Annotated in this window: 17 protein-coding genes, 3 tRNA genes and 1 pseudogene; 15 read left to right on the top strand and 6 right to left on the bottom strand. The window is 72.9% G+C overall.

The window, feature by feature from the left end; all coding sequences use genetic code 11:
* From Q0444_RS09680 to Q0444_RS09655, 5 genes and pseudogenes are all read left to right on the top strand, one after another.
* Positions 1 to 207, top strand: a pseudogene (locus Q0444_RS09680) (geranylgeranyl pyrophosphate synthase); the annotation flags it as partial.
* Positions 204 to 1,106 (top strand): squalene/phytoene synthase family protein, encoded by a 903-nt coding sequence (locus tag Q0444_RS09675; RefSeq protein WP_291079545.1) that lies wholly within the window; start codon positions 204 to 206, stop codon positions 1,104 to 1,106. The pseudogene Q0444_RS09680 and the gene Q0444_RS09675, both read left to right, overlap by 4 nt.
* Positions 1,103 to 2,767, top strand: coding sequence for a phytoene desaturase family protein (gene crtI / locus Q0444_RS09670; RefSeq protein ID WP_291079546.1), 1,665 nt, complete (start codon positions 1,103 to 1,105; stop codon positions 2,765 to 2,767). Before Q0444_RS09675 ends, crtI begins: the two co-directional genes overlap by 4 nt.
* On the top strand, positions 2,764 to 3,141 hold the full coding sequence (locus tag Q0444_RS09665; protein ID WP_291079547.1) for a lycopene cyclase domain-containing protein: 378 nt from the start codon (positions 2,764 to 2,766) through the stop codon (positions 3,139 to 3,141). Before crtI ends, Q0444_RS09665 begins: the two co-directional genes overlap by 4 nt.
* Complete coding sequence (locus Q0444_RS09655) at positions 3,138 to 4,442, top strand: prenyltransferase (RefSeq protein ID WP_349679602.1); 1,305 nt, start codon at positions 3,138 to 3,140, stop codon at positions 4,440 to 4,442. The genes Q0444_RS09665 and Q0444_RS09655 overlap by 4 nt, the downstream gene beginning before the upstream one ends.
* A gap of 161 nt (positions 4,443 to 4,603) precedes the next feature.
* Here Q0444_RS09655 and Q0444_RS09650 read toward each other — a convergent pair whose 3' ends face one another.
* Complete coding sequence (locus tag Q0444_RS09650; RefSeq protein ID WP_291079548.1) at positions 4,604 to 5,326, bottom strand: glycosyltransferase family 2 protein; 723 nt, start codon at positions 5,324 to 5,326, stop codon at positions 4,604 to 4,606.
* A gap of 128 nt (positions 5,327 to 5,454) precedes the next feature.
* Between Q0444_RS09650 and Q0444_RS09645 the strand changes: the two genes are divergently transcribed.
* Both Q0444_RS09645 and Q0444_RS09640 read left to right on the top strand, forming a co-directional pair.
* A tRNA-Thr gene (locus Q0444_RS09645) sits at positions 5,455 to 5,527 on the top strand.
* Between the two features lie 41 nt (positions 5,528 to 5,568).
* A tRNA-Met gene (locus Q0444_RS09640) sits at positions 5,569 to 5,642 on the top strand.
* A gap of 63 nt (positions 5,643 to 5,705) precedes the next feature.
* On the opposite strand, the gene Q0444_RS09635 is transcribed toward Q0444_RS09640, so the two are convergent.
* Entirely contained in the window at positions 5,706 to 7,412 is a 1,707-nt protein-coding gene (locus Q0444_RS09635; RefSeq protein ID WP_291079549.1) for an acetolactate synthase, read from the bottom strand.
* A gap of 94 nt (positions 7,413 to 7,506) precedes the next feature.
* Here Q0444_RS09635 and hadA point away from each other — a divergent pair, with 94 nt between their 5' ends.
* From hadA to Q0444_RS09595, 8 genes are all read left to right on the top strand, one after another.
* Positions 7,507 to 7,905: a (3R)-hydroxyacyl-ACP dehydratase subunit HadA gene (gene hadA / locus Q0444_RS09630; protein WP_291079550.1), complete on the top strand. Its 399-nt coding sequence runs from the start codon at positions 7,507 to 7,509 to the stop codon at positions 7,903 to 7,905.
* A complete protein-coding gene (locus Q0444_RS09625) occupies positions 7,902 to 8,354 on the top strand; it encodes a MaoC/PaaZ C-terminal domain-containing protein (protein ID WP_291079551.1) in 453 nt (150 codons plus the stop codon). Before hadA ends, Q0444_RS09625 begins: the two co-directional genes overlap by 4 nt.
* Positions 8,355 to 8,531: 177 nt before the next feature.
* A tRNA-Trp gene (locus Q0444_RS09620) sits at positions 8,532 to 8,604 on the top strand.
* Between the two features lie 41 nt (positions 8,605 to 8,645).
* Positions 8,646 to 9,002 (top strand): preprotein translocase subunit SecE, encoded by a 357-nt coding sequence (gene secE, locus Q0444_RS09615; protein WP_291079552.1) that lies wholly within the window; start codon positions 8,646 to 8,648, stop codon positions 9,000 to 9,002.
* A gap of 67 nt (positions 9,003 to 9,069) precedes the next feature.
* The gene (nusG, locus tag Q0444_RS09610; RefSeq protein ID WP_291079553.1) at positions 9,070 to 9,927 is read left to right on the top strand and encodes a transcription termination/antitermination protein NusG; all 858 of its coding nucleotides are present in this window, start codon (positions 9,070 to 9,072) and stop codon (positions 9,925 to 9,927) included.
* Positions 9,928 to 10,158: 231 nt separating this feature from the next.
* Positions 10,159 to 10,593, top strand: coding sequence for a 50S ribosomal protein L11 (gene rplK / locus Q0444_RS09605; RefSeq protein ID WP_291079554.1), 435 nt, complete (start codon positions 10,159 to 10,161; stop codon positions 10,591 to 10,593).
* A 92-nt stretch (positions 10,594 to 10,685) separates the two neighbouring features.
* Positions 10,686 to 11,408: a 50S ribosomal protein L1 gene (rplA, locus tag Q0444_RS09600; RefSeq protein WP_291079555.1), complete on the top strand. Its 723-nt coding sequence runs from the start codon at positions 10,686 to 10,688 to the stop codon at positions 11,406 to 11,408.
* Positions 11,409 to 11,500: 92 nt separating this feature from the next.
* Positions 11,501 to 12,481: a hydroxymethylglutaryl-CoA lyase gene (locus Q0444_RS09595; protein ID WP_291079556.1), complete on the top strand. Its 981-nt coding sequence runs from the start codon at positions 11,501 to 11,503 to the stop codon at positions 12,479 to 12,481.
* A gap of 114 nt (positions 12,482 to 12,595) precedes the next feature.
* Here the strand turns inward: Q0444_RS09595 and Q0444_RS09590 are convergent, their stop codons facing one another.
* The 4 genes from Q0444_RS09590 to Q0444_RS09575 form a co-directional block, all read right to left on the bottom strand.
* Positions 12,596 to 13,774 (bottom strand): CaiB/BaiF CoA-transferase family protein, encoded by a 1,179-nt coding sequence (locus Q0444_RS09590; RefSeq protein WP_291079587.1) that lies wholly within the window; start codon positions 13,772 to 13,774, stop codon positions 12,596 to 12,598.
* 188 nt (positions 13,775 to 13,962) lie between these two features.
* Positions 13,963 to 15,033: a lipocalin-like domain-containing protein gene (locus Q0444_RS09585; protein WP_291079557.1), complete on the bottom strand. Its 1,071-nt coding sequence runs from the start codon at positions 15,031 to 15,033 to the stop codon at positions 13,963 to 13,965.
* Positions 15,034 to 15,064: 31 nt separating this feature from the next.
* Positions 15,065 to 16,387, bottom strand: a complete 1,323-nt coding sequence (locus tag Q0444_RS09580; protein WP_291079558.1) for an oxygenase MpaB family protein — start codon at positions 16,385 to 16,387, stop codon at positions 15,065 to 15,067.
* Between the two features lie 129 nt (positions 16,388 to 16,516).
* Positions 16,517 to 18,472 carry a multicopper oxidase family protein gene (locus Q0444_RS09575; protein ID WP_299023078.1) on the bottom strand — a complete coding sequence of 652 codons (1,956 nt, stop codon included), beginning with the start codon at positions 18,470 to 18,472 and terminating at the stop codon, positions 16,517 to 16,519.
* Between the last annotated feature and the right edge of the window lie 215 nt (positions 18,473 to 18,687).

Genomic DNA, 18,687 nt, shown 5'->3' with positions numbered 1-18,687 from the left:
GGCGGGGTCGACACCGGCGGCACCCGTCCGGACCCCGCCACGGCCCGGGAGCTGCTGCGCGCGAGCGGGGCCCGCGAATATGCTCTGGGCATCGCCGAGGACCTGGTCACCGCCGCCCGCGCCGCCCTGGACTCCCCGGCCGTCCCGCACGACCTGCGCGCCGCGCTCGACGCCCACCTGGCCACCGCCCTCGAGAGGACCCGATGACCCCGCAGAGCCCGCACGCCGAGTTCACGGAGGCCGCCCGGAAGTGCAGCGAGGTGATCCTGCGCCGGTACTCGACCTCCTTCGCCCTGGCCTGCCGCCTGCTCGCCCCCGACACCCGGCCGCACGTCGCCGCGATCTACGCGTGGGCCCGCGTGGGGGACGAGGTGGTGGACGGCGCCATGATCGACGACCCGGCCGGCGCCCGCGAGCTCATCGCGGAGGCGCGCCGCCGCACCCACCGCGCGATCGAGCGGGGCCTGGACCCGGACCCGGTCACCCACGCCTTTGCCGACACCGCCCGCCGCTTCGGGATCGACGCCCGGCTGATCGACCCCTTCTACGACTCGATGGAGGCCGATCTCGACGTCACCGAGCACACCGAGGAGTCGCTACGCCGCTACATCCACGGCTCGGCCGAGGTGATCGGGGAGATGTGCCTGCGGACCTTCGCGGGCGGGGGGCTGGGCGACGACGACGAGACGGCCGCCGGGGCGCGCGCACTCGGTGCGGCGTTCCAGAAGGTGAACTTCCTCCGGGACGTCCGGGAGGACTCCTTCGACCTCGGTCGTAACTACCTGCCGGGACGCGACCCGCGGGCGCTGACGGACAGGGACGTGCGGGAGTTGGCCGACGACGTGGACGCCGACCTGCGGGTCGCCCGCGCGGCCATCGACAGGATCCCCGGGCGCGACCGGCTGGCGGTGCTCGCCGCCCACGACCTGTTCGCCGAACTCAACGACCGCCTCCGCGCCGCCGGCGCCGCCGGCGCCGCCGGGGTGAGCGCGGGCCGTGTGCGGGTCCCGAACCCGGTCAAGCTCGCCGTGATCGGCCGGGCCGCCGCGGGTCGCGGTAGCTCCGGGCATGGGCGTGCCCGCTCCGGTCGGGCGGTCGCCCGATGAGCGCCCGGCAGGCCCCCGGGGGTCCCGTCGTGGTGGTGGGGGGCGGCATCGCCGGCCTGGCGAGCGCCGCGCTGCTCGCCCGGGAGGGCCGGGACGTCACGCTGGTGGAGGCCACCGACGCCGTCGGGGGCCGCGCGGGAAGCTGGTCGAGCGGCGGCTTCCGCTTCGACACCGGCCCGTCCTGGTACCTCATGCCCGAGGTGTTCGACCACTTCTTCCGCCTCTGCGGCACCTCCGCCGACGAGCAGCTCGACCTGGCGCGCCTGGACCCGGGGTACCGGGTGTACTTCGAGGGGCGCCAGGAGTCCGTGGACGTGCGCTCGGACCGCGCCGCCTCCACCGCGCTGTTCGAGTCGCTCGAGCCGGGCGCCGGGCGGGTGCTGGGCAGGTACCTCGACTCGGCCCGCACCACCTACGAGCTGGCGCTGCGCCGGTTCCTCTACACCAACTTCACCTCGTACCCGGCCCTGGTGCGGCCTGACGTGCTGCGGCGCGCGGGGACGCTCGTCGCGCGGTTGGCGCAGCCGCTGCAGTCGTACGTGGCGCGCCGGTTCACCGACCGCCGCATCCAGCAGATCCTGGGCTACCCCGCGGTGTTCCTGGGGTCCTCGCCGTACCTGGCGCCCTCGATCTACCACCTCATGAGCCACCTCGACCTCACCGACGGCGTGCTCTACCCGCGCGGCGGGTTCACCGAGGTGATCGCGGCCGTGCGGCGCGTGGCGGAGGCGCAGGGCGTGCGCATCCACACCGGCACCGAGGCGGTCGAGCTGGTCACCGCGCCGGGTAGCGGCGCCGGCCGCCCGGGCGGCCGCGGGTTCCGGCGGGCACGGGCGCAGGTGACGGGGGTGCGCGTGCGCGACCGGGACGGGCTCGAGCGGACGCTCCCAGCCGGCCTCGTCGTCGGCGCCGCGGACCTCCACCACCTCGAGACCCGGTGGCTTCCGGAGGAGCTCCGCACCTACCCGCAGTCCTACTGGGACTCGCGGACCCCCGGGCCCGGCGCGCTGCTCATGCTGCTCGGCGTCCGCGGCGAGCTGCCGCAGCTCGCGCACCACACCCTGCTGTTCACCGAGAAGTGGGAGGAGGGGTTCGACGCCATCTTCGGGGAGCGGACCCACATCCCCGACCCCGCCTCGCTCTACGTCTGTCGGCCCAGCGCGACCGACACCGACCCGGCCACCGGCGTCGCGCCGGAGGGGCACCAGAACCTCTTCGTGCTGGTGCCGATCCCCGCTGATCCGGGACTCGGCCACGGCGGCGTGGACGGCGACGGCGACCCGCGGATCGAGGCCGCCGCCGACCGGGCGATCGCCCAGATCGCCGACTGGACGGGGATTCCCGACCTGGCCGAGCGGATCGTGGTCCGCCGCACGATCGCCCCCGCGGACCTCGAGGCGGACCTCGGCGCCTGGCGCGGCACGGCGCTGGGCCCGGCCCACACGCTCGCGCAGAGCGCGTTCTTCCGGACCCGCAACGTCTCCGCGCACGTCGACGGGCTCTACTACGCCGGCGCCTCGACGATCCCCGGGATCGGGCTGCCCATGTGTCTCATCAGCGCCGAGCTGGTGCTCAAGCACGTCCGCGGCGACACGAGCACCGCGCCCGTGGCCGAGCCGGGCGGCGGCACGGTGTTCGACAGAGCAGTGTCCGACCGGTGATCGGGCTGGCCTACCTGGCGGTCCAGGTCGTCTCGTTCGCGGGCGTCGTGGTGATCGACCACCGCTGGAGGCTGGCGGCGTTCCGCGCCCCGGCGGCCACGGCGCTCTCCGTCACGGCCGCCGTCGCCCTGTTCCTCACCTGGGACGTGCTGGGCGTGCGCAGCGGGGTGTTCTTCCGCGGCGTCACCGACTTCATGTCCGGGCTGACCGTGGCGCCGGAGATCCCCGTCGAGGAGGTCGTGTTCCTGACGTTCCTGTCCTACCTCGCCCTGGTCTGCGCGACGGGCGCGGCCGCGGCCGTCGAGCACCTGGCCCGCCGGCGCTCCGGGGCCGGCGCGGACCCGCTGTCCGGGACGGCGGGGGAGCGCCCGTGACCGGCCTGTACACGACCCTCAACCTCACCATGTCCATCCCCGTGGTGGCGGCCGCGCTCATCGCCGCGTGGCGCCTGCGCGGGGCCGAGCGGCGCCGCTGGCTGGTCGGGGTGGGCGGCTCGCTCGTGGTGATGCTCGTCCTCACCGCGGTCTTCGACAACCTCATGATCTCCGCCGGTCTGGTGGCCTACGACGACGCCCTCACCAGCGGGATCCGGCTCGGCGTGGCCCCGATCGAGGACTTCGCCTACGCCGTGGCCGCGGCCGTGTTCGTGCCGTCGGTGTGGGCGGTGCTCACCGCGGGGTCACCGCGTGGTGCCGGGGCGGTGAACCCGACCGTGTCGGGCCGCGGGGACGCCGCGCTGGCGGGGGTCGGCACCCAGGGACCCCGCGACGACGACGCGGTCCGCACCCCGGAGCGGCCCGCGTCGCCGGGTCTGCTGACCACGCTGTTCTGGTCCTCCCGGCCGGTGTCGTGGGTCAACACCGCCGCCCCGTTCGCCCTGGCCTACTTCCTGGCCACCGGCCGGTTCGACCTGCTCGGCGTGATCGGGACCCTGTTCTTCCTGGTGCCGTACAACCTCGCGATGTACGGGATCAACGACGTCTTCGACTACGAGTCCGACATGCGTAACCCGCGCAAGGGCGGCGTCGAGGGCGCCGTGCTCGAGCGGTCGCGGCACCGCGCCACGCTGGTGGCGTCGGCGGTGACCACCGTGCCGTTCCTGGTGTACCTCGTGGTGGTGGGCTCGGGGGTGTCGTCGCTGTGGCTGGCCGCGAGCGCGTTCGCGGTGATCGCCTACAGCGCCAAGGGGCTGCGGTTCAAGGAGATCCCGTTCCTCGACTCGGTGACGTCCGCCTTCCACTTCGTCTCCCCGGCGATCGTCGGCTGGACCATCGCCGGTGCGGAGCTGACCGGCGGGGTGTGGGGGTGCCTGATCGCGTTCATGCTGTGGGGCGCCGCGTCCCAGGCGTTCGGGGCCGTGCAGGACGTGCGCTTCGACCGCGAGGCGGGCCTCAAATCGGTCGCCACGGTGCTCGGCGCGCGGGCCGCCGTGTGGTTCGCGCTGGCCTGCTACGCGGCGGCCGTGGTGGTCCTGCTCGCGGCGGCGCCGTGGCCGGCCTCGGGGGCCGCGTTCGCGATCCTGCCGTACCTCGCCACCGTGGCCGCCTACACGCGGGTCACCGACGCCGACGCCGAGCGCACCAACGAGGGGTGGAAGCGCTTCCTGGTGCTCAACATGCTGGCCGGCTTCTGCGTGACGCAGCTGATCCTCTGGTCGGTGCTCGTCTGGTCCTGACGCGCCCGGACCTCGTCGACACGCGCCCGGACCCCGTCGACACGCGCCCGGACCCCGTCGACAAGAGTGTTTCGAGCACGTCCGCCGGGTAGTAACTGCGCGGAACGCTCTTGTCGATGGAATGCGCGAGCTCGATGGGGTGCTGGGCCGCTCTGCCGGGCTCAGCGGCGGACTCGTTCCATCCACCGCTGCGAGGGTGGGCTGGTGCGCCAGTTGCGGAAGATCGTCCGAAATGCCCGCGAGAAGCGCCGCCGCATCGCCGCGGGGTCCTCGAACGGCCGGGCCGAGATGCCGACGGTGAGCGTCCGGTCCACCCGCAGGCGATCCGCGGCACCGAACTGGAACGACAGGTCGATGTCGTCGTGGAGCTCCGGATCGGTCCTGTTCACCCCGTCGCGGACCCGCTCCCAGGCCTCGCGGCGCATCGCCAGGTTGGAGCCGAACAACACCGGGTGGGCCATGGCCGCGCCCACGGAGACGAAGAACGCGTCCATGTAGAGCAGGCGCGCGGCCGCGGCCCGCCACCCGCTGAGCCCGATGAACTCGCCCGGGCCCGAGATGGCCGCGAGCTCGGGGTCCTGCGTGAACGCGGCGTCGATCCGCTCGAGCCACTCCGGACCGGGACGGGAATCCGCGTCCAGCCGCGCGATCACCTCTCCCGTCGCCGCGTCGTACCCGGCCGCGGCCGCCGAGGGGATGCCCCGCACCGGCTCGACCACCACCCGGGCGCCCGCCTCCAGGGCCACGGCCGCGCTGGAGTCGCTGCAGCCGTTGTCCACCACCACGATCTCGTCGGGCGACCGCGTCTGGGCCCGCAACGCGGCCAAGCAGCCGGCCAGCTCGAGGGCGTCGTCGAGGACCGGGACAACGACGGAGATGCGCATGCGCACATCCTGCCAGCGGGACGACCTGCGCACCCAACCGGGCGATTTGTGCCGCCTCCGGGCCTGTGTGTAATCTGCTAGAGGCTTACGCGCCGAGCGGATGGATTCCAGAAGCGACAGCGCTGCCCGCCCCCTTAGCTCAGTCGGTAGAGCGTTTCCATGGTAAGGAAAAGGTCGTCGGTTCGATTCCGACAGGGGGCTCGCACTGTGCGGGCGGTTCGGCCGCCCGGCTGGCAGCGCATGCCGGTGTAGCTCAGCTGGTTAGAGCGCACGACTCATAATCGTGAGGTCCGGGGATCGAGTCCCCGCACCGGTACACAGAAGACCGAAGGCCGTCCGCCAGTCGCGGGCGGCCTTCGTCGTGGGGGCTGCCGCGGGCTCAGACCCCGAACGTCGCCCGCGGGTACCCCGCCTCTACATCCGTCACGACGTTGACCAGGTACGGCACCCCGCTCGCGAAGGCCCGGTCCAGCGCCGGGCCGATCTGTTCGGGATCGGTCACCATCTCGCCGGCCCCGCCGAGCGCCCTCACCACCTCGTCGTAGCGGGTGCGCGGGGCGAGGTCGGCGATCACGTCGTAGCCGTACAGCATCTGCATGGGCCCCTTCTCCAGCCCCCACGCGGCGTTGTTGCCCATCACCATCACCACGGGCAGCCGGTGCCGCACCAGGGTGTCCACGTCGATGAGCGAGAACCCGGCCGCGCCGTCGCCCAGGAGCAGCACCACCTGGCTCGAGGGCCGGGCGATGCGGGCCGCTATCGCCGCGCCCAGTCCGGCGCCAAGGCAGCCGAACGGGCCGGGGTCGAGCCAGTTGCCGGGCCGGGCGGGCTCGATGAACTTGCCGGCGAAGGAGACGAAGTCGCCACCGTCGCCGATCACCACCGCGTCCTGGGCCAGCCGCGGCAGCAATTCCCCGTAGATCCGCGCCGGGTGGATGGGGTCGGCGCTCGCGCGCAACAACTCGAGGTCGGCGGCGTGCGTGGCGTCCGCCTTCTCCCGCAGGGACCGCGCCCAGTCTCCCCAGTCCGGTGCCGACCGTCGCTGCACGGCCTCGGTGAGCGCGTCGAGCACCGCCCCCAGGTCGCCGGCGGTGGCCACGGCGGGGTTCGCGTGCAGGCTGAGTTGGCCGGGGGAGTCGGCGACGTGCACCACGGTCGCCGGCGTGGCGCCGTCCCTGCCGCCGAACACGCCGTAGCCCAGGCGGAAGTCGAGCGGGGTCCCCACCACCACCACGAGGTCCGCGCCCCCGAACGCCGCGCCGCGTGCCTTGGACACGAGCAGGCGGTGACCGGCGGGGACGATCCCCCGGCCCATGCCGTTGGGGATGGCCGGCAGCCCCAGGGTCTCCACGCAGCGCAGCGCCGCGTCCTCGGCCCCGTCCGCCCACACGTCCGAGCCCAGCACCAGGACGGGCCGCCGCGACGTGGCCAGCAGGTCGGCGATCCGGTCGACCGCGTCGGTGTCGGGGGAGCGGTCGGGCCCGTCCACCGGGGAGCCGTCCGCGGCCGTGCCGGGCCCCGGGCGGACGGACTCGCACCGGTCGAAGAAATGGTCCATGTGCACGTCGAGGAACGCCGGTCCCCGGTGGGCCGTGCGGGCGGCGGTGAAGGCGCGGTGGGTGGCGGCGGCGATGTCCGCGGTGTCGCGGGCCGTCTCGGCGGACACGGTCACCGGGCGGACCACCGGCACGTGGTCGAACTCCTGCAGGCTGCCCGTGCCCCAGCGGGCCGCGGGCGCGCGGCCGCCCAGGACCACCATCGGCGCCCCGGAGAACGAGGCCTGCGTGAGCGCGCTGATCCCGTTGGTCACGCCCGGCCCGGCGGTGAGCACGGCCAGGCCGGGGGAGCGGGTGAGCTTGCCCGTGGCCTCGGCCGCGAACGCGGCGGTCTGCTCGTGCCGCACGTCCAGCAGGGCGATGCCGTGGTCCTCCTTCTCCGCGGCGTCGTACATCGGGAACACGTGCGCGCCCGAGAGGGTGAACATGGTCCGCACCCCGTGGGCGGCGGCGACGGCCGTGGCGTGGGAGCCACCGTGGCCCGCCACGGGTGTCTGATCGGTCTGACCGGTCCGGTCGTTGTGGTCCACGGGCGCTCTCCCTGCTCGACTGCCCCCACCGTAGGTGCCCGGTCCCGCGGCGACAGCGGTTCCGGGCGGATCGGCTCGGGTAGCGTCGGCGGGCGTGAGCACAGACAACGCAGTCGACGGCCTCGTCGTCGTCGGGGATCCCGTCACCGTCACCACCGAGGTGGTGGCGCGCTTCGCCGAGGCCGTCGGCGCCCCCGCGGACCAGGCCCCGGCGACCCTGGCCGCCGCGCTGACCGCGCCGGTCCAGCGCGCGGTGATGGCGCACCCGGCGCTGCGGATCGACCTGTCCCGCACCCTCCACACCGCCCAGACCTCCGAGCACCACCGGCCCATCCGGGTCGGCGACGTCCTCACCGCCACCGCCACGGTCACCGGGGTGCGCTCGGCGCGCGGCGGCCGCATGATCGGCTTCGACACGGTGCTGCGCGACGCCGACGGGGCGGCCGTCCAGTCCCTGTGCAGCGCGCTGCTCACCGCGGAGGTGGAGGCATGACGGGCGGCGGGGACACCGGCGCCGGGGCGACGACGAGCCGGCCCGAGCCCGGCGAGCCGATCCCGGGGCGCACCCTGGAGATCACGCGCGAGGACCTCCGCCGCTACGCCGACGCCTCCGGCGACCACAACCCCATCCACCTCAGTGAGGACGCGGCGCGGGCGCTCGGCCTGCCGGGTGTGGTGGCCCACGGGATGCTCACCTCGGCGCTGGCGATCGGGGTCGTGGCGGAGTGGGCCGGGGGGGCGGACCGCGTGCTGGCCACGTCGATCCGGTTCGCCGCGCCCGTGGTGGTGCCCGCCGACGAGCCCGCGCGGCTGGAGGTGGCCGGCGCCGTGAGGAGGGTCGCCGAGGACGGCTCCACCGCCGACGTCGCGCTGGCGGTGACCTGCGGGGGGGCCAAGGTGTTCGGCAAGGCGATCGTCACGGTCGCGACGGACGGACGGTGACCGCGGGACGGGGCCGGCGCGTGATTTCGGCCGGACGGCGGCGCTGTCGTACACTGGGATGCCCGACCGCCCGCGGTCGCGGCCCGCGCTGCCCGAGGCAGTCGCCGACACTGTAGAGTCGAGGCGTTCGTGCGGTCCGCAACGCGAGACGGCACGGGTGGCCGGGAGACCGGCCGAAGGGGCGTAGCTCAATTGGCAGAGCAGCGGTCTCCAAAACCGCAGGTTGCAGGTTCAAGTCCTGTCGCCCCTGCACTTTCCCCGCCCGCCACGACACGACCCGGAGGTAGCCGCGTGAGCCAGGATCGCGACGACGACGTCGACACCAGCGGCGCCCGCGACTCCGACGCCGCCGAGGCCCCCGCGGGTGCGGCCGTCCCGACGGGCAAGGCCGGCCGCGGTGACGCCGCCGTGGCCACCCGCGTCCGGACCGACGCGGACAAGCCGGAGGACACGGGCAGCGGCCGCGCCAACCCGATCCAGTACGTCGGGCAGGTCGTGGAGGAGCTGCGCAAGGTCATCTGGCCGACCCGCAACCAGATGGTCACCTACACCATCGTGGTGTTCCTGTTCCTCATCTTCATGACGGCGCTGGTCTCCGGCGTCGACTTCGGTGCGGGCAAGCTCGTCGAACTCGTCTTCGACCGCTGACACCTGCCGCCGCTGGAGGTCCGGGGCGAGATCCGGACCGCCGAACTTCGAGAGGACCGCAATTTTCGTGAGCGACATCGACCAGAGCCCCGAGTCCGAGGACGCCGACGTGACCCCGGCCGCCGCCGAGCAGGCGGAGATCGAGGCCGACGCGGTGCTCGCCGACACCACGGTGGACCCCACCGATGCCCCGGTCCCGCCGACCGATGACGCGGTCGACCAGACGGTCGCCGCCGTCGGGGAGGAGTCCCCGGTCGAGGAGGTCGCCGCCGAGGAGGCCGCCCCCGAGGAGGACGCCCCGGTCATCGACCCGATCATCGCCTTCAAGCGCCAGCTCCGGAAGCTGCCGGGCGACTGGTTTGTCATCCACTCGTACGCGGGGTACGAGAACAAGGTGAAGGCGAACCTCGAGACCCGCGCGGTCACGCTCGGCGCGGAGGACAAGATCTATCAGGTCGAGGTCCCGGTCGAGGAGTTCACCGAGGTCAAGAACGGCCAGAAGAAGGTCGCCAACCGCAAGGTCCTGCCGGGATACGTGCTGGTCCGCATGGACCTCGACGACGAGTCGTGGGGCGTCGTCCGCAACACGCCCGGTGTCACGGGGTTCGTGAGCGCGACCGGCGGCGCCACCGGTACCCCCACCCCGCTCTCGCTGAGCGACGTGGCGAAGTTCCTCGCGCCCAAGCCGGAGAAGAAGTCCGCCGCGGCCGGTGCCGAGGGCGAGGGCGGGCTCGTCCCGCCGACCATCGAGGTGGACTTCACGGTGGGCGAGTCGGTGACCGTCATGGACGGCCCGTTCGCCACGCTGCCCGCCAGCATCTCCGAGGTCGACCCGGCCGCGCAGAAGCTCAAGGTGCTCGTCTCCATCTTCGGTCGCGAGACCCCCGTGGAGCTCGGCTTCTCACAGGTCGAGAAGATCGACTGAGGCCACGTGCCCGGCACCGACGACCCGCCCCGCGCTCCCGCGCGGGGCGGGTCCCGTCGTTTGCGGCGCGATTAGGGTTCCGTCCGATCCCGCGCGTAGAATCTCCAAGGTTGCGCCTGCGCTCTCCGCTGCCCGCCTGACGGGTGGGCGAGCGGGGGACGGCGCACACGACAGTCGGCCTCCCACGTGTACAGCGCGGTGCCGAGATCCAGTCGAAGAATCAGGAAGACGATGCCTCCGAAGAAGAAGAAGGTCTCAGGGCTCATCAAGCTCCAGATCAATGCCGGCGCCGCCAACCCGGCCCCGCCGGTCGGTCCGGCTCTGGGTGCCCATGGTGTCAACATCATGGAGTTCTGCAAGGCCTACAACGCCGCCACCGAGAACCAGCGCGGAAACGTCGTGCCGGTCGAGATCACGGTCTACGAGGACCGTTCTTTCGACTTCAAGCTCAAGACGCCGCCGGCCGCCAAGCTCCTGCTCAAGGCCGCCGGCCTGCAGAAGGGCTCCGGTACGCCGCACTCCGCCAAGGTCGGCAAGGTCTCCATGGACCAGGTCCGTGAGATCGCGCAGACCAAGCTGGAAGACCTCAACGCCAACGACATCGACGCCGCGGCGAAGATCGTCGCCGGCACCGCCCGTTCCATGGGCATCACGGTCGAGGCCTGACCTCCACCACCCAGTCACGACTGTGGGAGGGCAGCTCAGGCCCGCACCACACCCGACCGCCGCGCTCGTGACGCGGCAGGAATGGATTTCACATGAGCAAGAACAGCAAGGCCTACAAGGCCGCAGCTGACAAGGTCGACCGCACCAAGCTGTACTCGCCTCTGAACGCCCTGGCCCTGGCCAAGGAGACGTCCTCGACGAAGATGGATGCCACCGTCGAGGTCGCCATGCGACTTGGCGTCGACTCCCGCAAGGCGGACCAGATGGTCCGCGGCACCGTGAACCTGCCGAACGGCACCGGCAAGACCGCCCGCGTCATCGTCTTCGCCGCGGGTGAGAAGGCCACCGAGGCGGAGGCCGCCGGGGCTGACGTCGTGGGCTCCGAGGATCTCATCGAGAAGATCCAGGGCGGCTGGCTCGAGTTCGACGCCGCGATCGCCACCCCGGACCAGATGGCCAAGGTCGGCCGCGTGGCCCGAGTGCTCGGCCCGCGTGGCCTCATGCCCAACCCCAAGACGGGCACCGTCACGATGGACGTGACCAAGGCCGTCAACGACATCAAGGGCGGCAAGGTCACCTTCCGTACCGACAAGGCCAACAACCTGCACTTCATCGTGGGCAAGTCCTCCTTCACCACGGAGCAGCTCACGGAGAACTACCAGGCGGCGATCGACGAGGTCATGCGCCTCAAGCCGTCCTCCTCCAAGGGCCGCTACCTGCAGAAGATCACCATCTCCACCACGACCGGCCCCGGCATCCCGGTCGACACCTCGGCGATCTCCAAGCTCCTCGAGTCGGGCTCCGACTCCGAGTGACCTGATCCGCCACGGCGGGCCCCGCGACCGGTTCTCCGGCGCGGGGCCCGTCCGCATTTCCCGGTCGGGCCGGGATGCGGGAGGATGACCCCATGAGTGCCCAGCCCGCCGGCTCGTCCGACCCCACAGGCTCGCCGGACTCCGGCCGCGCCGCGAGCCCGGTCGCGGTGCGGGACGTCGCGCTGCGGGACGGGCTCCAGCTCACCGAGGGCCGCCTGCGCACGGCCTCCAAGGTCGACCTGATCCGGACGCTCCTCGGGCTGGGCGTGCCGGAACTCGAGGTGGGGTCCATGGCCCGGCCGGACCTCGTCCCCGCGCTCGCCGACACCCTCGACGTGATCGCCGCGCTCGACGAGTCCGAGCGGGACCGGTGCTGGGTGTGGGTGGCCACCCCGGGACACGTCCGTCGCGCCGCCGACGCCGGGGTCCGGCGCTTCCAGTACTGCCTGTCCGTGACCGACGAGCACAACGACGCCAACATCGGGCGCCGGACCGAGACGAGCATGGCCGCGCTCCCCGAGGCGGTGGAGGCCGCGGCGGCGGTCGGCGGGACCGTTCAGCTCTGCCTGGCCACCGCCTTCACCTGCCCCCTGACCGGCCCGGTGGACCCCGCGCGGGTGCTGCGGTTGATCGAGGATCCGCGCGGGGAGGGCACGGTCGACGTGGTGTTGGCAGACACCCTCGGCCAGGCCCACCCGCGGCAGGTCGGTGACCTGGTCGCGGCGGCCGTCGGGCCGGCGGGCGGGCGCCGGATCGTCTTCCACGGTCACGACACCTGGGGGATGGGCGTGGCCAACGCGCTGGCGGCGGTCGCCGCGGGCGCGGGCATGGTGGACTCGGCGCTCGGCGGGCTCGGGGGTTGCCCGTTCGCGCCCGGTGCCTCGGGGAACACCGCCACCGAGGACGTGCTGTTCGCGCTGCGCCCGGACTGGCTGGGACCCCAGCGGTTCCACGCGCTGGTCGCGGCCGGCGATCGGATGCTCGGCGAGCTGGGTGAGCGGTCGCGGTCGCGGGCCACGGCGGGCGCGCACGGCAACGGCCGCGAGTTCGACTGGACCCTGCCGCAGGCCTGACCGCGGGGTCGATCACCTCCGCGCGGGCGCCGACCTCGCCGTGGTCCGGCGGAGCACCTCCTGCCGCGCCGACGGCGCCGGCTCGTACCCCCGCGAGACCGGTCGCCCGGGCGGTCAGATCACGCCGCGGTCGGCGAGCTCGGCGAGGCGCGCGGCGTCCAGGCCCAACAGGTCGGAGTACACGGCGGCGTTGTCGAACCCGGGTTCGGGCGCCCCGCCGCGGCGCACGGCGCCCGGGGTCCGGTCGAGCACCGGAACGACGCCGGGGCCGAGCACGGTGTCGTCGACGCCGGGGACGGTGTGCGGGACGATCATGCCGCGGGAGAGGAACTGCTCGTCCCGCACCACGTCGGCCACGGTGTTGACCGGGCCCACCACCACCCCGGCCGCCTCCAGGGTCGCGCGGATCTCCTCGGCGGTGCGCTCGGCCGCCCAGTCGGAGATGATCGCGTCGATCTGGTCCTGGTTCGCGCCGCGCGCGGAGTGGTCGACGAAGCGCGGGTCCTCGGCCAGCTCGGGGCGGCCCATCGCCGCGCACAGCCGGCGGAACACGGTGTCCTGGTTGGCGGCGATGATCACCCACGGCCCGTCGGCGGCGCGGTAGAGGTTGGACGGCGCGATCCCCTCGAGCCGGGTCCCGGACGGGCCGCGGACCACGCCGGCGGCGTCGTAGTCGGGGATCACCGACTCCTGCACCGCGAGGCACGCCTCGGTGAGCGCCACGTCCACCACCTGGCCGCGGCCGGTGGTGGCGCGGGACAGCAGCGCGGCGAGGATGCCCTGGACGGCGAACATGCCGCCCAGGGTGTCGCCGATCGACAGCGCCATGCGCGGCGGCGGCTGATCCGGGAAGCCGTTGAGGTGGCGCAGCCCGGACACGCCCTCGGCGACCGAGGCGTACCCGGCCCGCGTGGCCTGCGGCCCGGTCTGGCCGTAGCCCGAGACGCGGCCGATCACCAGGCCCGGGTTGATCTCGTGCAGGCGGTCCGGCCCGAGGCCCCACTTCTCCAGCGTGCCCGGGCGGAAGTTCTCCACCACCACGTCGGCCCGCGCGACCAGGTCGCGGAAGAGCGCCGCGCCGTCCTCCGAGCGCAGGTCGAGCGTGACGGATTCCTTGTTGCGGGCGTGGACGGTCCAGAAGTGCCGGCGGCCGTCCCGCTCGCCCTGCCCCCACGTGCGCAGGGGATCGGGGCGTCCGGGATCCTCGATCTTGACCACCCGGGCGCCCATGTCGCCGAGCAGGCGGCCGGCGAACGGGCCGGCGATGAGGGTGCCCAGTTCCAGCACGAGCATGCCGGCCAGCGGACCCGTCCGCTCCGCGTCGTCCGTCGTCGGCGCCACGTGCCGCCCCCTCATCCCGCGCCGCTCCGGCGCGCGTCTGACCCGATACCGTGGTCCCCGGACATCGTCACCCTGACCGTGGCCCCCCACCGTACCCGCCCTGAGCTGCGGGGTCTCGGGGGTCGGGTCCTCCGCGACCGTCAGGACAGGGCGACCATCTCGTGGAGGGTCTGGCCCGTGTGGGTCTCCTCGCGACCGTCGATCGTCAGGGTCAGGGCGAAGTCCGAGCGGAACCGGAAATAGCCCGGATGCCCGACCGCCATCTTGACCAGCCTGTTCAGCGGCGGCCGGCCCACCACCGGGAGGTCGGAGAGAAGATCGTGCGCGTGGACGATGTCCCGGACGGTGAGCGTGAGGTCGATCCTGCCGGGTACCTGCAGCCGCAGGGAGGACGGGTAGGAGCGGTCGGCGATCGGGTGGAACACGGTCGGGCCCTCGGTGATCTCGACCTCGCCCTCGGACAGGATCACCTCGCGACCCCGGGCCACCATGATGGGTTGCGACCAGTGGGAGCCGTACTTCTCGGTGGTCTCGACCATGGCGTAGACCAGCGAGATCTCCGGGGTGTAGAGGCGGCCCCAGTACCACTTGGCGATGATGCGCTTCATGTCGCCGACGCCCCAGTTGTGGTCGTGGTAGCCACGGCCGGACACCCGGTCGGTGTTCCCGTCGACGGTGACGGTGCCCTCGACGCGGGCGCGCGGGGCGCCGACGCACCAGGCAAAGTACTCGCGTTCGGTGTATCTGGTCTTGCCGCGGCCGGGCATCCACGGCGGGACCTCGGCGTGGAACACCAGGTCGACGCCGATGCCGTCCTGCTCCGCCGTGAGGTGGTAGACGGGCAGACCGCCCACCTCGTCGACGAGCACCGCGCCGTGATGGGCGATCCGGACGTCGACCTTCTCGGTCGACACGGTCAGCTCGGCGTCGGTGTGGTGGCGGTTGGACTCGCGGCGCCGCCCGTCCGGGGTGTAGAGGTGGATCTCCACCCCGGGCCTGCGTCGCACGAGCTCGCGGCTCTGGAGCATCACCACCACGATGCGCCCGTCGTCGAGGTGCGCGTCGAAGTACCAGTGTTCGAACGCCTGCCTGTCGGAGTCGAGGTGGGCGGCGTTGTCCGCGGGGAGGACCTCGGTGATCTCGCCGTCGCGGCGCCCGGGGCCGTTCCAGGCCTCGACGATGTTGAGCTTCGGTCCGTGCAGCAGGGTCATCGGATCCTCCTTCTGAAGTCGTGGGTGGCGGTCAGCGGCGCAGGGCGCCCGAGGCGTCGAAGGCGGCCTCGCGGCCGGCCATCTGGGCCCGGTACCAGTTCTCGCGGTGCCGGCACATGACGCGCTCGTGCATGCGGCCGATCGGCGGGACGCGGCGGGCCACCTCGACGGCGGAGATGAGCGGGAACCGGAGCACGGGGACGAGCGCCCAGGGCAGGGCCGCCGGCATCCGGTAGTTCTTCCGCGTGCCCGGTGCCATGAACATCGCCGAATACACCGAGTTGATCCGGAAGTTGTAGTGCTCGCGCAGGCGCTGGAGCCCTGTGTGGCCCTCCCGGGCGGCGAACGCCTGCGGGTAGGACTCGATGAGCTCACGGCCGTGCTCGCCGGAGTCGAAGGACCGGGACAGGATCGTCATGAGCAGCATCCGGATGCTGTCGCCGATGGTCTCCGGGTACCACTTCATCCGCACACCGAGCAGGTGGCCCATGTACTTCTGGAAGTGGATGAGGGCGCGGATCTCCCGCGCGCTGGTCTGGTAGCCGAGCGCCCACAGGGCCAGGCCCGGGGTCACCGACCCGGCGATGAGGGTCAGGGCCATGTAGGTCTGGCTGATGGGCAGGCCCCACTTCTCGATGTACCACTCGTCGTGGGAGGCCACCCGCGAGCGGACCGAGACGTGCATGACGCGGACCTTCATGGCGGTGGCGCGGCCCGCCGAGCCGGGGCGCAGCAGGGCGCCGGGCTCGGAGACGTCCATCCAGAAACGGCACGTCTCGAGGAAGCGGCGCAGCGCGTTGTCGCCCGCGTAGCCGCCGGCCAGGGACAGCGGGGTCGCCACGGCGGACTCGGTGTAGATCTCGAGCGTCTCGGCACCGGCGAAGCTGAAGAGCATGGTGCCCCACCGCCGCCAGATCGCCGCGCCCTCCTCGAGGAGCTCCGGGTCGACCCAGTCGGGGATCGTCTCGAACTCCGCGAACAGCTCGCGCATGGAGTCGGGGACGTCCTCGAGCGAGCCGATGCCCTCGGACAGCGCCCGCTCCAGCATCCGCCGCGTCTGAACGGGGCCCGTCTCGCCGTGATAGACCTCGTCGACGAACCGCTCGGCGACGGGGTCGCCGGAGAACAGGTCCTCGCACACCGCGGCGGCGTCCTCGTCCGGGAGCAGCAGGTCGAAGCCGGTCAGCTTCAGGACGGCCGCGCGGAGCCTCTGAAACCTCGGGTTCTGGCGGCCCTCCCAGTACGCGAAGCGGGTCGGGCAGCGCACCCCGTCGGGCAGGGCGGGGCGGTCGATGTCGCGGGTCAACGCGCCGTCCACGTCGATGGTCGCCGAGTGGTGCTTGCGGGTGGTCATGACAGTCCTCGTCCGGGGAAGTCGGAGGCGGGGTGGCACCTCACCACGCCGCGCGTGCGGCTCGAGCCCGGTGCCGGTTCGCAGGGGATCCGCTGGTAGGCGTCCGTCGTCTCGGGTGCGGAGGGCATGTCAGGTCACCGTCCTGTAGGGGAGCATCATGTCGTGGTCCTCGTGGTCGAGGATGTGGCAGTGCCACACGTAGCCCCGGAGCGTGTCGCTCCGGTGGTGCGCGCCGGGCGGTGCGATCGACCCCACGTGGTCACCACCCATCCGGTCGATGACCGGGGCGGTGCCGTGCGCGGCGGCGTCGTCGTCGACCCCGTGTCCGCCGCCGTCACCGGCGTCGTGACCCGTCGCCGCGTGGCCCGTCCCGCCGAGATCCCCGGCGAGGGAGACCGCGGAGGGGAACGTCGCGTCCGGGTCGAATCCGAGCTCGTCGGCGGTCGGGAAGTGGACGAGCACCCGGGTGACCGAGTTCGGGTCGCAGATGACCGTGTCCTTCATGCCCGACTCCCACGGCTCGGGCGAGCGCACGGGGCCCACCACGAAGGGGTCCGGATCGGGGGTCCACTTGATCCCGGTCGGGGGTTGGGGCTGGTGCAGGCACATCGCGAGGGTGTCGATGGCCTGGCGCGACAGCACCCGGAAGTGCACGAGGTGGATGTGGATCGCGTGCGGGTCCGGGGTGGCGTTGACGATGTTCCACATCTCGAACGAGCCCTGGCGCGGCATCTCGATCTGGCTCGTGGTCCACCTCAGGTTGTTCAGGCTCATCATCGACGGCGGGATCCGCAGGTCGCCGGGCTGGCTGAGCGAGACGGTGCGGACCGCCGACGGCCGCGCGAGCGGGGCGAGCGCGGCGGGCTGTCCGCTGCCGCCGCGCAGGGTGTCGGGGACCGCGCCGGTGTGGCCGCGGGCGGAGGTGGCGCGGAATCGCATGAGGGTGGGCAGGTGGACGGCGCCGATCTGCGCCGCCTGGGGTGCGGCCGGTTCGGTGTTGAGGAGTTCCACGGTCTCGCCCGGCGCGAGCGCGGAGAAGTCGACCAGGACGTCCGCCCGCTCACCGGGGGCGAGGCGGAACCTGTCGACCTTCGCCGGCCCGGGCAGGAGGCCGCCCTCCATGCCGATGACCCACATGGGCAGTGGCTTGGACAGGTGGAGCATCCAGTTACTGAAGGACGCGGCGTTGACCATGCGGAGCCGGTAGAGGCCTCGCGCGACCTCGGCGGTCGGCCAGATCTTGCCGTTGACCACGCCGACGTCCCCCACGGCGCCGCCCTCCCAGTGACCTTGCGGGACGATCGGCGTCGACCTCATGGAGGCCGACCCGTCGGCGTTCATGATCTTCTCCTGCAGGATCAGCGGGAGTTCGTACTCGCCCGCGGGCAGGCCGAGAGGGTTGTCGGCCCGTCCGGTGTCCCACCGATCGCGCAGGAGGTATCCGCCCGCCAGCCCGCCGTGAACGTTGAGGCGTGTGATGGGCATGGCGTGGTCGTGGTACCAGAGCCCGGTGGCGTCCTGGCGGTTGTCGAAGTGGTGGACGTTACCCTGGCAGGGAAGGGAGATCAGCTCCGGGTGCCCGTCGCTGGCGGGTTCGGTGACGCCGCCGTGGAGGTGCAGCGAGGTGGGCACGCGCGTCCGCGTCTCCTCGGTCGGCCCGTGGAGGCTCGTGTCGATGTCCGCCGCGTGCGGGTGCGCGGTGATCTCGTTGCGGAAGGTCAGGGTGGTCCGCACGCCGCTGCGCGCCTCGATGGTCGGCCCCAGGTATCCGGACGCGCCGTACCCGAGGGTCATCGCGGTGGGCAGGTCGCGGTGGAACCGGTGGGAGCCGGTCCGGGCGGCGAGGTCGATGGTTTCGCCGGTGAGGACCGGTGGGCGCGGGAGTTCGTCGACGTAGGGCTCGAGGTCCGGGGAGTGGAACAGCAGGGGAGAGCGCCCGCTCGACCCGGGTCCGTCCTGCGCCCGGGTCACCGCCGCGCCGGCGAGTCCGATGCCCGCGACCCCGGCGGCGCTGCCGAGTAGCCGCCGGCGCGTCATGATCGGCCCGCGACCGCCGACACCGAACGCGCCCATCGCCACCTCCATCTTTCTATGGTGCGGGTCACAGTGCCCTACGGTATGGTTTGGTGTTGTGGCTCCCGGCGCAGGGCGGACAGGCCCGGGGTGATGACGACGACGGCAAGGGATTTCCGTGACCGGGTGGAGATCGGCGGGGGGGGGGGCCGCGGCCCCCCCGCCCGCCGCGGGGGCGGGGGGGGGGCCGGGGGGGGCCCCCCCCGCCCCCCCCCCCCCCCCCCCCC

The sequence above is a fragment of the uncultured Dietzia sp. genome (assembly GCF_937873725.1).
Taxonomy (GTDB): Bacteria; Actinomycetota; Actinomycetes; order Mycobacteriales; family Mycobacteriaceae; genus Dietzia.
Note: the sequence above shows the minus strand (reverse complement) of the source record. Positions and strands in the feature narration are given on the sequence as shown.